The sequence below is a fragment of the Spiroplasma endosymbiont of Zeiraphera isertana genome (assembly GCF_964030805.1).
Lineage (GTDB): Bacteria > Bacillota_I > Bacilli_A > Mycoplasmatales > VBWQ01 > Spiroplasma_E.
This window is the reverse complement of record NZ_OZ034965.1, coordinates 714,843-729,237: the sequence shown is the minus strand read 5'-3', so window position 1 is coordinate 729,237 and position 14,395 is coordinate 714,843. Positions and strand designations below refer to the sequence as shown.

The following is a 14,395-nucleotide window of genomic DNA, read 5'->3' as shown; positions in this document are numbered from 1 at the left end:
GGAGGAAACAATGAAATTGAATGAGTTCAACAATATATTTCAAACAGAAAAAGATTGTTTGAAATATATAGCAAGTTTGAAGGAAAACAAATGTATGGGGTGTTCTTGAACAAATTTGAATACTTCTGATTTAAGAAGAATAAGATGTTTGAAATGTCATCAAACATTTAGTATTCTTCATGACACCATTTTTTACAAGTCACAAACACCTTTGACATCTTGGTTTTATCTCATCTTTAGATGAATAAACACCAAACATGGAATTCCATCAACTGATGTTGCAAAAGAATTGGGAGTAACTTTGAAAACTGCTTGAAGAATGGGTCATAAAATCCGAAGTGCAATTGCAAAACAAGAACCTCAATTCATTGTTGAGGGCATAGTGCAAATGGATGAAATGTATCTTTCACATATGGGTTTTAAAAAACAAGGAAGATCCTTAAAAAATAAAACTTTGATTGTTGGGATTTATGAAAAAACAACCAATAATTTAATTGTGAAAGTGTTGAAAAATGCAAATCAAAAAAATCTTTTGCAATTTGCAAGAAACCACATTTCTTCAAAGTGTGATGTACATACTGATTCTTGAAAAGGATATCGCCATTTTAAATCAGTTTTCACTAAGCATGAAACAGTTAACCATCAAGATGGTTATGTTTCAAAAACTGGTGTAAACATAAACCAGATTGAATCGGCATGAAAGCACATCAGACGAACATTTAAAACACATATCAAAGTTGAAAAACATCATGTTCATTTATATGCAAAAGAATCGGCATATAAATTCAACAATATACCTAGTTTTGAAACTGTAATGTTATGTTTGATTTAAAAATGCGGGGAGAAGTCCGTAGATAGGCTTTTCTCAGCATTTATGTGATAAAATTTAAAAATAGTACATAAAGGGAGAAAAGCCATAACTAATTTAAATATATTTTCAAAAATAAATTTAATTTTATAAATCAATTTTAATATCTTGACGATCGCTATCTGATGCAAGAAAGTAATCTTTTGAAACTAAATTTAATGTTGATGCTACAACATTACTTGGAAAGGTTTTAATTTTACTATTGAACACATTAACATTAGCATTATAAAATCTTCTAGCAGCAGCAATATTATCTTCACAATCTTTGGCACCTGATTGTAATTGTAAAACAGTAGTATTTGCTTTTAAATCAGGATAATTTTCTAATAAAGCATTAAATTTTCCAAAAGCTGCATTAAGTCCACTATCTGCTTTTGAAAGATCACTCATTGTTTCCATTTTTCCACTTCGTAAAGATACAACATCTGTTAATGTACTTTTTTCAAATTTCATATAACCTTTAGTAGCATCTACTAATTTTGTTAATAAATCAAAACGACGCTTTAATTGCACATCAATATCAGAAGCAGTTTCTTCAATTGATTGTTGTAATCTTAGAAAATTATTACGAGAAACAATAAATAAAATTATTGGAAATATTAAAACAAAAGATAAATAAACCATAATTTTTCCAAATAGTGACGGTTGGGCAGTAAATGATTCATTGCTTGGTTTAATTGTTGACATAATTTTCTCCTTTCTTATCAATATCTAATAACAAACTATGTTTAATAACTAGTCCATTCTTGGTAAGTTAAATATTATTTACACACTAAACCATAATAATTTTACTATATTTTTAAATTTAAGTAATGTATTTTTTTAAGTTTTTATTTAAATTTATACTAAAATAATTACCTTTGCCAATAATCATATGATCAACTAAGGTAATATTAAAAACCTGAAAATTTTTTTTTAATTTCTTCGGTGATATATAAATCAGATAGTGAGGGTTCACTATTACCACTAGGATGATTATGAATACAAATTACTTTAGTTGATTTATGAATAAGTGCCAGATGCAACATATCTTTAACATCAATTTTCATAGTATCATTAGTACCCTTATATAATAAATTTTGATGAATTAATTTATTTTGATTATTTAATAATAATAAATAAAAATGTTCTTGCGTTAAATTTTGATAATATGCATTAACTAAATTAAAAACATCTTCGGGAATAATAATTTTAAAATATTTTTTTTGACTTTCAATAGTTCTTATTCTTTTTACTATTTCTAAACAACTTAAAATTTCTAAAGCCTTACTAACACCAATACCTTTAATACTCATCAAAGATTTAATAGTTACTTTATTTAAATTTTCAAGACCATTAAAATTAGTAATTATTTCTTGCGCTAAAAATAATATATTTTTTTATTTAGTTCCTGTTCGCAAAATAATTGCTAATAATTCATTATCACTAAGAGCGTAAAAGCCATATTTAATGGCTTTTTCTCTTGGTTTTTTTGTATTATTAAGTTCTTTAAAATTCATAAAAAGGCGGTATTAAATGTGTTAATTTTTCTTGAAATTTATTAAATTCATCTTTAATTTTTGTTAAATCTTTACTATCATCTTTAGAAATATCTCATTTACTTTCAATACCACCTGGTAACTTAATACTTCCCGAAACACTATTTCATAAATTTTTAATAACAGGAATTGCTATCCCCGCTAACATGGCACCCATTAAAAATTGAGCAAAACCACCACTAACTGCCTGACACTCTTGATCAGTCATTGGTTCTAAATCTTCTAAAATCATATTTATCAACCCTCTAAAACTTATTTTTATTTAAAAAATAGTTTTTTCCTTTTTAAATTTTATAAGTTTTAAAAAAAGTAATAGGATTTTCTAAATTATATTTAAAAATTTTAACTTTTGTTGATATTTTTTCAATAAGTAATTGAAAAAATATCAACAAATTTTTTCTCCATATAATAGACTTGGTGCAAAACTAAGGTAATTCAAAATTATATATTCCTGCTATTAAATTAAATCTTAATGCAAATCTTCGTATTTTATTGCGATATTTTAAAATTAAAATTTTAAAACGTTTTAGTTTAGCCAATACGTGTTCAATTTTAATTCTAATTTTACTTAAAGTTTTATTGTATTCTTTTTGAATTGGTGTTAATTGATTGTATTTACTTTTTTTAAATGGCAAAAATGTATTTTTATGAATATTTTGTATACCTTGATAACCTGAATCAACAAAAACTTGTTTTTCTGGATGAATAAAAGTTTTGGATTTTAGAAGCAATTTAAAATCATGAATGCTTCCAAAACAAAAAGCAGTTGAAATAATTTTTCCATTGGAAATATCAATAATTATTTGGGATTTGAGAGAATGATGTTTCTTTTTACCTGAAAAAATTAATTTTAGTTTTTTTTAATTCTTTCAATTGGAGTTTCAGTAGCATCAATAGCTAACAAATTATTATTAGTACCTTTATTTTTTGTTAAATCTTTTTTTCCAGGTAAATTAAAAATTCCGCTTTTTATTAAAATATTTTCAATTCAAAAAATATTACGAATGCAACTAGTATGACTAATATTATATCTTTTTGCAATAACTCTATAACTACTATAGTCTTTTCAATATTCTAAAGTCATTAATAAACGCTCTTCAATTACAATTTTATTTTTTCTACCACCACAATATTTTTGTTTAGACTCAGCAATTTTTAAAATTTCAAGCATTTTATAAAATGTTTGTGGCTTTATGCCGACTAAACTATAAAATTCTTGATCATCTTTATATTTTTTCAACATAATAACTATCACCTTTAATATTAATAATAATCGTTAAATTGTTAAAATTAAAGGTTTTGCACCAAGTCTATTACAAATTTTTTCGATTAATCTTCATTTACTAAATTCTTTACCACGATCAAAAGTAATGGTTTTAACTGTTCCTTTTTGTAACTTTGAAATAAATTTTATTATACTTTTTGTAATATTTTCTGATTTATGATTTTTAGTTACTAAAGGAATTGTGGTTTTTGATCATATATCAGCCAAAGTAATAATAGAACTTTTATGATCTTTGCCAATGATAGTATCACCTTCTAAATGACCAAATTCTTGTATATTTTTAATATTAGGAATGATTAAATTTCTTTCATGAATAGACTTACAATTATTAATTTTGCCACTAGTTTCTTTTTGTTTGTGAGATTTATTTTTGCCTTTTCTCAATAAGTTATTTTCATCAAAACCCATTCGATTTGTTTTAAACATGTTATATAAAGTTTTTGTTGAAATACTTTTTATTTTATTTTCCTTTAAAAAGTTAGCCATTATATCAAGAGCATACTTTTTAGTAATTAACAAATGATTAATACTATTAATTTCTGTTAAAGTTAAAATTATTAATTTTCTGCCTGTATTTTGTTTATTTTTTTGAAATTGATTCAATATTTCTAATGGCAATAAGTTTTTATTTAATAATCTACAAACTCTATGTACAGTTGATTTACTATAATCAACAATTTTTGCTATTTTACGAATCGAAAATCCATAATTTTTATATTAGACTTGGTGCAAAACCTTTAATTTTAACAATTTAACGATTATTATTAATATTAAAGGTGATAGTTATTATGTTGAAAAAATATAAAGATGATCAAGAATTTTATAGTTTAGTCGGCATAAAGCCACAAACATTTTATAAAATGCTTGAAATTTTAAAAATTGCTGAGTCTAAACAAAAATATTATGGTGGTAGAAAAAATAAAATTGTAATTGAAGAGCGTTTATTAATGACTTTAGAATATTGAAAAGACTATAGTAGTTATAGAGTTATTGCAAAAAGATATAATATTAGTCATACTAGTTGCATTCGTAATATTTTTTGAATTGAAAATATTTTAATAAAAAGCGGAATTTTTAATTTACCTGGAAAAAAAGATTTAACAAAAAATAAAGGTACTAATAATAATTTGTTAGCTATTGATGCTACTGAAACTCCAATTGAAAGAATTAAAAAAAACTAAAATTACTTTTTTCAGGTAAAAAGAAACATCATTCTCTCAAATCCCAAATAATTATGGATATTTCCAATGGAAAAATTATTTCAACTGCTTTTTGTTTTGGAAGCATTCATGATTTTAAATTGCTTCTAAAATCTAAAACTTTTATTCATCCAGAAAAACAAGTTTTTGTTGATTCAGGTTATCAAGGTATACAAAATATTCATAAAAATACATTTTTGCCATTTAAAAAAAGTAAATACAATCAATTAACACCAATTCAAAAAGAATACAATAAAACTTTAAGTAAAATTAGAATTAAAATTGAACACGTATTTGCTAAACTAAAACGTTTTAAAATTTTAAGTTTAAAATATCGCAATAAAATACGAAGATTTGCATTAAGATTTAATTTAATAGCAGGAATATATAATTTTGAATTACCTTAGTTTTGCACCAAGTCTATTCTTTTATTGCTATTATTGATTCAATACTCAGATACTTATACATTGCGCTAATTCCTTTCTTTTCTTAATTATAGAACTAACGCAATTTAATTTTTATATAAGTGTCCTTTTTAATTTTACAATTAAAGATTTAAAAAAATCATATAAAATAAAAGTTACTAATGAAAGTTACAATTTTTTTATCTAAATTTATTTAAGTAACATTAATAAATATAGTATTAAAATTTTTTTAATCGAAAATAGTATAATTAAAGGTGATAATATTTAAAATATAAATAAGAATGATTTTATTTCTCCATTTTATGTTAAAGGAAAAATTATCAAAGTTGATAATACAACTGTTAGTCAAATTAAAAAATGTTAAAAAAGAAAAAGATAATTAGCCAAATATGAAAATAAAATATTAAAAATAGAAAATATAAATAAAGATGTTATTTTGGAAATTTATGAAAGAATGTTTGAACAAGTAAAAGCTGAAGTTAATTACTTACATAATAGACTTGGTGCAAAACTAAGGTAATTCAAAATTATATATTCCTGCTATTAAATTAAATCTTAATGCAAATCTTCGTATTTTATTGCGATATTTTAAAATTAAAATTTTAAAACGTTTTAGTTTAGCAAATACGTGTTCAATTTTAATTCTAATTTTGCTTAAAGTTTTATTGTATTCTTTTTGAATTGGTGTTAATTGATTGTATTTACTTTTTTTAAATGGCAAAAATGTATTTTTATGAATATTTTGTATACCTTGATAACCTGAATCAACAAAAACTTGTTTTTCTGGATGAATAAAAGTTTTAGATTTTAGAAGCAATTTAAAATCATGAATGCTTCCAAAACAAAAAGCAGTTGAAATCATTTTTTCATTGGAAATATCAATAATTATTTGGGATTTGAGAGAATGATGTTTCTTGTTACCTGAAAAAAGTAATTTTAGTTTTTTTTAATTCTTTCAATTGGAGTTTCAGTAGCATCAATAGCTAACAAATTATTATTAGTACCTTTATTTTTTGTTAAATCTTTTTTTCCAGGTAAATTAAAAATTCCGCTTTTTATTAAAATATTTTCAATTCAAAAAATATTACGAATGCAACTAGTATGACTAATATTATATCTTTTTGCAATAACTCTATAACTACTATAGTCTTTTCAATATTCTCAAGTCATTAATAAACGCTCTTCAATTACAATTTTATTTTTTCTACCACCATAATATTTTTGTTTAGACTCAGCAATTTTTAAAATTTCAAGCATTTTATAAAATGTTTGTGGCTTTATGCCGACTAAACTATAAAATTCTTGATCATCTTTATATTTTTTCAACATAATAACTATCACCTTTAATATTAATAATAATCGTTAAATTGTTAAAATTAAAGGTTTTGCACCAAGTCTATTGAAGTCATTTATCTCATGAACAATGAGATTGAATAATTTGATTGTCATTGTTAGGTCAATCCGCTTATACTATTTCTCAATTTGCTAAAATTTCAAAAACATCAGCATGATTTAATCGTCAAAAATTTATGAAATCATCACAATTAGCAAAAACACAAAAACCATTCACAAAATTAAAATGTAGAATTGAAATTGATGAAACTTTTATCAAAGAAATTCATAAAGGAAATTTCAAAAATCCAGATGATCCAATAAAAAAATGAATTGAAGAAAATGCTAAAGATTTAAACTGTTGTATTGAAATGGCAATTGATGAAAATAAAAATATTTATGCTCAAACAACAAATACTAAAAGATTAACAAAAAAATGAGTACAAGAAAATTTAACATCTAAGCTTATCGAAGAAAAATCAATTATAGTTTGTGATATGCAAATACTATATGATACAGTAGCTAAACAAACAAAATGTACTCTCAAGAAATTTAAATCAAAAGAAAATAAAGAATTAAATTATAAAAATTTAAGTAATATCAGTAAAATACAATCAAGTTTAAAAGAATTTATTACTCATTATCATGGCATTGGATTTACCAATATTCAAAATTACCTCAATAGACTTGGTGCAAAACCTTTAATTTTAACAATTTAACGATTATTATTAATATTAAAGGTGATAGTTATTATGTTGAAAAAATATAAAGATGATCAAGAATTTTATAGTTTAGTCGGCATAAAGCCACAAACATTTTATAAAATGCTTGAAATTTTAAAAATTGCTGAGTCTAAACAAAAATATTATGGTGGTAGAAAAAATAAAATTGTAATTGAAGAGCGTTTATTAATGACTTTAGAATATTGAAAAGACTATAGTAGTTATAGAGTTATTGCAAAAAGATATAATATTAGTCATACTAGTTGCATTCGTAATATTTTTTGAATTGAAAATATTTTAATAAAAAGCGGAATTTTTAATTTACCTGGAAAAAAAGATTTAACAAAAAATAAAGGTACTAATAATAATTTGTTAGCTATTGATGATACCGAAACTCCAATTGAAAGAATTAAAAAAAACTAAAATTACTTTTTTCAGGTAAAAAGAAACATCATTCTCTCAAATCCCAAATAATTATTGATATTTCCAATGGAAAAATTATTTCAACTGCTTTTTGTTTTGGAAGCATTCATGATTTTAAATTGCTTCTAAAATCTAAAACTTTTATTCATCCAGAAAAACAAGTTTTTGTTGATTCAGGTTATCAAGGTATACAAAATATTCATAAAAATACATTTTTGCCATTTAAAAAAAGTAAATACAATCAATTAACACCAATTCAAAAAGAATACAATAAAACTTTAAGTAAAATTAGAATTAAAATTGAACACGTATTTGCTAAACTAAAACGTTTTAAAATTTTAAGTTTAAAATATCGCAATAAAATACGAAGATTTGCATTAAGATTTAATTTAATAGCAGGAATATATAATTTTGAATTACCTTAGTTTTGCACCAAGTCTATAGTATTAACTAATGATATTAATGTTTCTGAAGAGCATAGTTTAGGAAACTTAGCCAGATCTTTGGGACAAGTTGTTTTTATGACTGCAGAAGCAATAAGATTTCCAGATATTTATGCCCGTATTGTAACACATTTAGTTAATAGAGATGAAAATTTAGAATTTAACCGAAGAAGTGAAATTTATAGAATTTTAGTTAGTTGAAGTGAAAGATCAAGAAATAATCGTCTTCAACAAAGATTAATAGAAGCTGTTAATAATATTAATAATCCAGACTGAAATGGTTTCACAATGTTAGACCTTACAAGAGAATTAAATTCACCGTCAGTTCAAGTTTTACTTGGCTATATTAATTTTAGATTAAGAAATAATGGAGGAGATGTAAATTGTCGTAGAGGAAAAAGAGAAATAAAAAATACTTATTGACATGAAAAATTTTGTGATTTAAAACCAGAAAGTGATAAAATTCAAGGAAAAATAACTGTTATAAAAATTTTAGATGAAAAGACACAAGGTGGTAATTTAAAAGCCGGAACTATTTATGTTGGAACTGAAAATGGTGTATATTTAACTTATTCTGAAGGTGAAGTACATAAATTTGATGGTCTTAATTTTCCAATAACTAGCATTAAATTAGATAATTGAGGTAGTGCATATATAACAAATAATCAAGAAGAAGTTTATCACTTAAATTTAGTAGGTTGAGGTTCTGAAAAATTAAATAATTTTAAAAGTTCTAATTTAGAAAGTGAATTAAAAATGTATTATGAAAATAATAAACAAAATATTCAACACAATTTTTACCCTGACCCCGCAGGAAGTAATTATTGATCTACTAAATATAAAATTTTAAATTTAGGAAAAATTAATCCGGTTGATAATTATAAAAAGATAGAATTTCTAGGTGATATTGATAATAATTGTTGAGGAACACTTGTTGAATGAATTACTTCTTTAGCTTCTATAGTTTATACAAATGATTGTGGTGCAAGTTGAGGTGATTATAAAAAATGAATATTAAATGGTCCAAGTAAAAGTATTAAAACATTTTTAAAAGAAAGAAATAATAAATTTGCTGATATTATTGAAAATACAAAAAATAATATATCTCCAAATAAAGAACAAATATTACAGAAATTTACTGATGAAGTTCAAAATGAAAAAAGGATAAGTATTAACCAAAGATTTGGTTTAACTTTTTATTGAGAAAATGAAAATTATTATTTAAAAGTATTGACATTACAATATTGTGAATGATGAGGTAGTAATTATCATTTTAATTGTCGTACAAAAATTGGTAATGGTATTAGATTATATAATGATGATAATACATTTGAAACTCAAATTCCAAACCCTAATGATAGAAAAAGAAGAGAAATATTTGAAGAAAAAAATGATTTAAAAAATGTAACTAAATGAACTAATGAATTTACAAATTCTATAAATAATGAACAACATTTACCAATAACTAATAATACAAATTTTGTTACAAATAATATAACAAGTTTATAATTAAAATTTAAAAATATAAATAAAAAAAGTTACCAATTAAGGTAACTTTTTAATTAGGTGCCAACCTAATTTATATAAAAATGAAGAGTAATAAAACATCTGTAACTTACCTAAGTAAGTTCAATACATTATAGCATGAAATATTTAAGATTATTAGGAAATATTATTTTCAAACAGTGAATGCTGCAATTAAAAGAGCAACAGTTATCATTAAAATCACTATAGATATTACAGTAATAGAAATTAGAAAGTACTTATTATTATAAAGTTTACTAGTAAATTTTTCTTTTTCTATTTCATGAGTTATAACATTTTTTTTGTATCCATAATTTACTCCTTGAATATTTTAATTAACTTAATAATATTATAGTATCATAATTATCTTGAATTTAGTACTATTTTATATATATTTACTTTAATACTATTAATGTAAATTCTAGCATATGCTTTATTATCTTCACCAATTTTTTCATTAATATATCACATATTTTCAATTTTACCCAATGTTGCTTGTAAATAAAAAATTCATTTTAAATTATTATTTACAACACAATAATTTAAAAAAGTATCATTTTCAAAACTATTATCTCATCCACCAATATTACCATTATCTTTTATTTCAAATTTATAACTATTAAAATCATAATGTTTGTTAGTTATTCCGTATATATTAGCAATACCACTTTCACTTTCCAAATGGATTAGTTGATTTTTATTTGGATTATGACTTCAATGACCTAATCTAAGATTATTAAGTGGCGGATTATCTTGAAAAATTAAATCTTTTAATAGAATTTCTTGAACTCCATTATGTTTTTTTGGATTTGCAAAGTTTTCTTTAACAGAGAAATCTTTTAATTTTCACAAAAAATCTTGATATTACTTTTAATTTTAAATTAAAAGTAATATTTTTATATCAGGGGTGATTTTTTGTGACTAATAATGAATTAATTGATGTTTTAAAAAACAAAAAAGATGAAGAATTTATAAAAATTATTAGACATTTTAAAAATAGAATTAAACAAATTGAGAAAAAAGAAAAATTAGATGCAATTGATAAAAAATTTAAAGAAAAAGGAATTCAATGTCCAAATTGTAAATCTTATTGATGTGTAAAAAATGGTTTTAAGAATAATAAGCAAAAATATTTATGCAAAGATTGTAAAAGTAGCTTTGATGCTTTAAGAAATCATTTTTTACATTGAAGTCATTTATCTCATGAACAATGAGATTGAATAATTTGATTGTCATTGTTAGGTCAATCTGCTTATACTATTTCTCAATTTGCTAAAATTTCAAAAACATCAGCATGATTTAATCGTCAAAAATTTATGAAATCATCACAATTAGCAAAAACACAAAAACCATTCACAAAATTAAAAGGTAGAATTGAAATTGATGAAACTTTTATCAAAGAAATTCACAAAGGAAATTTCAAAAATCCAGATGATCCAAGAAAAAAATGAATTGAAGAAAATGCTAAAGATTTAAACTGTTGTATTGAAATGGCAATTGATGAAAATAAAAATATTTATGCTCAAACAACAAATACTAAAAGATTAACAAAAAAATGAGTACAAGAAAATTCAACATCTAAGCTTATCGAAGAAAAATCAATTATAGTTTGTGATATGCAAATACTATATGATACAGTAGCTAAACAAAAAAAATGTACTCTCAAGAAATTTAAATCAAAAGAAAATAAAGAATTAAATTATAAAAATTTAAGTAATATCAGTAAAATACAATCAAGTTTAAAAGAATTTATTACTCATTATCATGGCATTGGATTTACCAATATTCAAAATTACCTCAATTTATGAAAATTTAAATACCAACATTATAAAATATCACCTTATGCAAAATCTGAAGCATTATATTTCAGTTTGTAAAAAAAATAAATCCCAAAATTAAATAAAATCAAATTTTAGGCCAGGTTGATGATTTTTTTTATTTCATCAAGAGTTTTTTTGAAAATTAAAAGAGAAATCTGTGTATCAGTCTTTACCTAAACCTGTAATATAATTATTATGAACTTCTTGTATTGTTTCAATATCATAATCATAATAAACAGTTATTGATTTATAATATCTTTTTAAATCATTAAAAGATTTAATTAATAATGTAGGGTCTAATAATGATTTTAAATCAACTTCATAATTAACTAATTTATTTGAATTAGCATTTCATCAATTATCAAGATTATCTTTTACCGGAATTGAACTTGTATCTTTTAATTTTCACAAAAAATCTTGATATTACTTTTAATTTTAAATTAAAAGTAATATTTTTATATCAGGGGTGATTTTTTGTGACTAATAATGAATTAATTGATGTTTTAAAAAACAAAAAAGATGAAGAATTTATAAAAATTATTAGACATTTTAAAAATAGAATTAAACAAATTGAGAAAAAAGAAAAATTAGATGCAATTGATAAAAAATTTAAAGAAAAAGGAATTCAATGTCCAAATTGTAAATCTTATTGATGTGTAAAAAATGGTTTTAAGAATAATAAGCAAAAATATTTATGCAAAGATTGTAAAAGTAGCTTTGATGCTTTAAGAAATCATTTTTTACATTGAAGTCATTTATCTCATGAACAATGAGATTGAATAATTTGATTGTCATTGTTAGGTCAATCTGCTTATACTATTTCTCAATTTGCTAAAATTTCAAAAACATCAGCATGATTTAATCGTCAAAAATTTATGAAATCATCACAATTAGCCAAAACACAAAAACCATTCACAAAATTAAAAGGTAGAATTGAAATTGATGAAACTTTTATCAAAGAAATTCACAAAGGAAATTTCAAAAATCCAGATGATCCAAGAAAAAAATGAATTGAAGAAAATGCTAAAGATTTAAACTGTTGTATTGAAATGGCAATTGATGAAAATAAAAATATTTATGCTCAAACAACAAATACTAAAAGATTAACAAAAAAATGAGTACAAGAAAATTTAACATCTAAGCTTATCGAAGAAAAATCAATTATAGTTTGTGATATGCAAATACTATATGATACAGTAGCTAAACAAAAAAAATGTACTCTCAAGAAATTTAAATCAAAAGAAAATAAAGAATTAAATTATAAAAATTTAAGTAATATCAGTAAAATACAATCAAGTTTAAAAGAATTTATTACTCATTATCATGGCATTGGATTTACCAATATTCAAAATTACCTCAATTTATGAAAATTTAAATACCAACATTATAAAATATCACCTTATGCAAAATCTGAAGCATTATATTTCAGTTTGTAAAAAAAATAAATCCCAAAATTAAATAAAATCAAATTTTAGGCCAGGTTGATGATTTTTTTTATTTCATCAAGAGTTTTTTTGAAAATTAAAAGAGAAATCTGTGTATCAGTCTTTACCTAAACCTGTAATATAATTATTATGAACTTCTTGTATTGTTTCAATATCATAATCATAATAAACAGTTATTGATTTATAATATCTTTTTAAATCATTAAAAGATTTAATTAATAATGTAGGGTCTAATAATGATTTTAAATCAACTTCATAATTAACTAATTTATTTGAATTAGCATTTCATCAATTATCAAGATTATCTTTTACCGGAATTGAACTTGTATCTTTTAATTTTCACAAAAAATCTTGATATTACTTTTAATTTTAAATTAAAAGTAATATTTTTATATCAGGGGTGATTTTTTGTGACTAATAATGAATTAATTGATGTTTTAAAAAACAAAAAAGATGAAGAATTTATAAAAATTATTAGACATTTTAAAAATAGAATTAAACAAATTGAGAAAAAAGAAAAATTAGATGCAATTGATAAAAAATTTAAAGAAAAAGGAATTCAATGTCCAAATTGTAAATCTTATTGATGTGTAAAAAATGGTTTTAAGAATAATAAGCAAAAATATTTATGCAAAGATTGTAAAAGTAGCTTTGATGCTTTAAGAAATCATTTTTTACATTGAAGTCATTTATCTCATGAACAATGAGATTGAATAATTTGATTGTCATTGTTAGGTCAATCTGCTTATACTATTTCTCAATTTGCTAAAATTTCAAAAACATCAGCATGATTTAATCGTCAAAAATTTATGAAATCATCACAATTAGCCAAAACACAAAAACCATTCACAAAATTAAAAGGTAGAATTGAAATTGATGAAACTTTTATCAAAGAAATTCACAAAGGAAATTTCAAAAATCCAGATGATCCAAGAAAAAAATGAATTGAAGAAAATGCTAAAGATTTAAACTGTTGTATTGAAATGGCAATTGATGAAAATAAAAATATTTATGCTCAAACAACAAATACTAAAAGATTAACAAAAAAATGAGTACAAGAAAATTTAACATCTAAGCTTATCGAAGAAAAATCAATTATAGTTTGTGATATGCAAATACTATATGATACAGTAGCTAAACAAACAAAATGTACTCTCAAGAAATTTAAATCAAAAGAAAATAAAGAATTAAATTATAAAAATTTAAGTAATATCAGTAAAATACAATCAAGTTTAAAAGAATTTATTACTCATTATCATGGCATTGGATTTACCAATATTCAAAATTACCTCAATTTATGAAAATTTAAATACCAACATTATAAAATATCACCTTATGCAAAATCTGAAGCATTATATTTCAGTTTGTAAA

General features: G+C 22.6%; 22 protein-coding genes and 1 pseudogene. 10 read left to right on the top strand and 13 right to left on the bottom strand.

Annotation, left to right across the window (positions count from 1 at the left end; genetic code table 4):
* The first annotated feature begins 10 nt into the window (after positions 1-10).
* Entirely contained in the window at positions 11-832 is an 822-nt protein-coding gene (locus AAHM78_RS05015) for an IS1595 family transposase (protein WP_342254574.1), read from the top strand.
* 123 nt (positions 833-955) lie between these two features.
* Here AAHM78_RS05015 and AAHM78_RS05010 read toward each other — a convergent pair whose 3' ends face one another.
* From AAHM78_RS05010 to AAHM78_RS04985, 8 genes and pseudogenes are all read right to left on the bottom strand, one after another.
* Positions 956-1,555 carry a LemA family protein gene (locus tag AAHM78_RS05010; RefSeq protein ID WP_342254573.1) on the bottom strand — a complete coding sequence of 200 codons (600 nt, stop codon included), beginning with the start codon at positions 1,553-1,555 and terminating at the stop codon, positions 956-958.
* A 118-nt stretch (positions 1,556-1,673) separates the two neighbouring features.
* A complete protein-coding gene (locus tag AAHM78_RS16760; protein WP_425289766.1) occupies positions 1,674-1,826 on the bottom strand; it encodes a JAB domain-containing protein in 153 nt (50 codons plus the stop codon).
* Positions 1,762-2,163, bottom strand: coding sequence for a JAB domain-containing protein (locus AAHM78_RS05005; protein ID WP_342254572.1), 402 nt, complete (start codon positions 2,161-2,163; stop codon positions 1,762-1,764). The genes AAHM78_RS16760 and AAHM78_RS05005 overlap by 65 nt, the downstream gene beginning before the upstream one ends.
* Positions 2,164-2,247: 84 nt before the next feature.
* Positions 2,248-2,367 carry a UPF0758 domain-containing protein gene (locus tag AAHM78_RS16755; RefSeq protein ID WP_425289765.1) on the bottom strand — a complete coding sequence of 40 codons (120 nt, stop codon included), beginning with the start codon at positions 2,365-2,367 and terminating at the stop codon, positions 2,248-2,250.
* Positions 2,357-2,638 carry a hypothetical protein gene (locus AAHM78_RS05000; RefSeq protein ID WP_342254571.1) on the bottom strand — a complete coding sequence of 94 codons (282 nt, stop codon included), beginning with the start codon at positions 2,636-2,638 and terminating at the stop codon, positions 2,357-2,359. Before AAHM78_RS05000 ends, AAHM78_RS16755 begins: the two co-directional genes overlap by 11 nt.
* Before the next feature lie 193 nt (positions 2,639-2,831).
* Complete coding sequence (locus AAHM78_RS04995; protein ID WP_342255039.1) at positions 2,832-3,197, bottom strand: transposase family protein; 366 nt, start codon at positions 3,195-3,197, stop codon at positions 2,832-2,834.
* A 59-nt stretch (positions 3,198-3,256) separates the two neighbouring features.
* Complete coding sequence (locus AAHM78_RS04990) at positions 3,257-3,649, bottom strand: transposase family protein (RefSeq protein ID WP_342252838.1); 393 nt, start codon at positions 3,647-3,649, stop codon at positions 3,257-3,259.
* A gap of 69 nt (positions 3,650-3,718) precedes the next feature.
* Positions 3,719-4,408, bottom strand: a pseudogene (locus AAHM78_RS04985) (IS30 family transposase); the annotation flags it as partial.
* A 71-nt stretch (positions 4,409-4,479) separates the two neighbouring features.
* Between AAHM78_RS04985 and AAHM78_RS04980 the strand changes: the two are divergent.
* Both AAHM78_RS04980 and AAHM78_RS04975 read left to right on the top strand, forming a co-directional pair.
* Positions 4,480-4,872, top strand: a complete 393-nt coding sequence (locus AAHM78_RS04980; RefSeq protein WP_342252835.1) for a transposase family protein — start codon at positions 4,480-4,482, stop codon at positions 4,870-4,872.
* A gap of 53 nt (positions 4,873-4,925) precedes the next feature.
* Positions 4,926-5,297 carry a transposase family protein gene (locus AAHM78_RS04975; protein WP_342254570.1) on the top strand — a complete coding sequence of 124 codons (372 nt, stop codon included), beginning with the start codon at positions 4,926-4,928 and terminating at the stop codon, positions 5,295-5,297.
* A gap of 529 nt (positions 5,298-5,826) precedes the next feature.
* On the opposite strand, the gene AAHM78_RS04970 is transcribed toward AAHM78_RS04975, so the two are convergent.
* Both AAHM78_RS04970 and AAHM78_RS04965 read right to left on the bottom strand, forming a co-directional pair.
* Positions 5,827-6,192, bottom strand: a complete 366-nt coding sequence (locus AAHM78_RS04970) for a transposase family protein (protein WP_342255037.1) — start codon at positions 6,190-6,192, stop codon at positions 5,827-5,829.
* Positions 6,193-6,251: 59 nt separating this feature from the next.
* The gene (locus AAHM78_RS04965) at positions 6,252-6,644 is read right to left on the bottom strand and encodes a transposase family protein (RefSeq protein ID WP_342253922.1); all 393 of its coding nucleotides are present in this window, start codon (positions 6,642-6,644) and stop codon (positions 6,252-6,254) included.
* Positions 6,645-6,700: 56 nt separating this feature from the next.
* Here AAHM78_RS04965 and AAHM78_RS04960 point away from each other — a divergent pair, with 56 nt between their 5' ends.
* The 4 genes from AAHM78_RS04960 to AAHM78_RS04945 all read left to right on the top strand — a co-directional run bounded on the left by AAHM78_RS04960 (position 6,701) and on the right by AAHM78_RS04945 (position 9,744).
* Complete coding sequence (locus tag AAHM78_RS04960; protein ID WP_342254569.1) at positions 6,701-7,366, top strand: hypothetical protein; 666 nt, start codon at positions 6,701-6,703, stop codon at positions 7,364-7,366.
* A gap of 33 nt (positions 7,367-7,399) precedes the next feature.
* Positions 7,400-7,792: a transposase family protein gene (locus AAHM78_RS04955; protein ID WP_342253970.1), complete on the top strand. Its 393-nt coding sequence runs from the start codon at positions 7,400-7,402 to the stop codon at positions 7,790-7,792.
* 50 nt (positions 7,793-7,842) lie between these two features.
* Positions 7,843-8,217, top strand: a complete 375-nt coding sequence (locus AAHM78_RS04950) for a transposase family protein (protein ID WP_342254611.1) — start codon at positions 7,843-7,845, stop codon at positions 8,215-8,217.
* 96 nt (positions 8,218-8,313) lie between these two features.
* On the top strand, positions 8,314-9,744 hold the full coding sequence (locus AAHM78_RS04945; protein WP_342254568.1) for a hypothetical protein: 1,431 nt from the start codon (positions 8,314-8,316) through the stop codon (positions 9,742-9,744).
* 378 nt (positions 9,745-10,122) lie between these two features.
* Here the strand turns inward: AAHM78_RS04945 and AAHM78_RS04940 are convergent, their stop codons facing one another.
* Positions 10,123-10,611 (bottom strand): hypothetical protein, encoded by a 489-nt coding sequence (locus tag AAHM78_RS04940; RefSeq protein ID WP_342254567.1) that lies wholly within the window; start codon positions 10,609-10,611, stop codon positions 10,123-10,125.
* Positions 10,612-10,676: 65 nt separating this feature from the next.
* Between AAHM78_RS04940 and AAHM78_RS04935 the strand changes: the two genes are divergently transcribed.
* Positions 10,677-11,636, top strand: a complete 960-nt coding sequence (locus tag AAHM78_RS04935) for an IS1595 family transposase (RefSeq protein WP_342254566.1) — start codon at positions 10,677-10,679, stop codon at positions 11,634-11,636.
* Between the two features lie 18 nt (positions 11,637-11,654).
* On the opposite strand, the gene AAHM78_RS04930 is transcribed toward AAHM78_RS04935, so the two are convergent.
* Positions 11,655-11,990, bottom strand: coding sequence for a hypothetical protein (locus AAHM78_RS04930; protein ID WP_342254564.1), 336 nt, complete (start codon positions 11,988-11,990; stop codon positions 11,655-11,657).
* A gap of 65 nt (positions 11,991-12,055) precedes the next feature.
* On the opposite strand from AAHM78_RS04930, the gene AAHM78_RS04925 reads away from it, so the two are divergent.
* Positions 12,056-13,015: an IS1595 family transposase gene (locus AAHM78_RS04925; RefSeq protein ID WP_342254565.1), complete on the top strand. Its 960-nt coding sequence runs from the start codon at positions 12,056-12,058 to the stop codon at positions 13,013-13,015.
* 18 nt (positions 13,016-13,033) lie between these two features.
* On the opposite strand, the gene AAHM78_RS04920 is transcribed toward AAHM78_RS04925, so the two are convergent.
* Positions 13,034-13,369, bottom strand: a complete 336-nt coding sequence (locus AAHM78_RS04920) for a hypothetical protein (RefSeq protein WP_342254564.1) — start codon at positions 13,367-13,369, stop codon at positions 13,034-13,036.
* Positions 13,370-13,434: 65 nt separating this feature from the next.
* On the opposite strand from AAHM78_RS04920, the gene AAHM78_RS04915 reads away from it, so the two are divergent.
* Positions 13,435-14,394, top strand: a complete 960-nt coding sequence (locus AAHM78_RS04915; RefSeq protein ID WP_342252847.1) for an IS1595 family transposase — start codon at positions 13,435-13,437, stop codon at positions 14,392-14,394.
* The last annotated feature ends 1 nt before the right edge of the window (position 14,395 follow it).